The sequence below is a fragment of the Methylobacterium sp. CCH5-D2 genome (genome assembly GCF_001556475.1).
GTDB classification, from domain to species: Bacteria; Pseudomonadota; Alphaproteobacteria; order Rhizobiales; family Beijerinckiaceae; genus Methylobacterium; species Methylobacterium hispanicum.
Genome location: NZ_LSIX01000854.1, coordinates 1 through 401 on the forward strand (window position 1 = coordinate 1; position 401 = coordinate 401).

At 83.5% G+C, this 401-nt stretch carries 1 pseudogene; it reads left to right on the plus strand.

Annotated features, from left to right (window positions below):
- Positions 1 to 401: pseudogene (bchD, locus tag AX737_RS34755) on the plus strand (magnesium chelatase ATPase subunit D); the annotation flags it as partial.

Consider the following 401-nt stretch of genomic DNA (forward strand, 5'->3'; position numbering starts at 1 on the left):
GGCCGAGGCCGCCCGCCTCGTCCTGGCGCCGCGGGCGACCTGCCTGCCGGCTTCCGAGGCGACGGCACCCGACCCGGACGAGACCCCGCAGGACGCGGCCGACGACGAGGCCCGGGACGGATCCGCGACCGAGCCTCCACCGGACGACGGACCGCGCGACGAACCGCGCGACGCCTCCCCCGGGCCCGCCCCGGAGGACCTCGTCCTCTCCGCCGCCCGCGCGGCGATCCCCGCCGACCTGCTCGCGACCCTCGCGGGCGGCGCCTCCGGCAAGGCCGCCGCCCGGGCCGGGCGCTTCGGTGCGGGGGCGCCCGATCCCCGCCGGGGCCGCCCGGCCGGCGCGCGCGCCGGCGACCCGCGCCGGGGCCGGCTCGATCTCGTCGCCACGCTTCGCGCCGCCG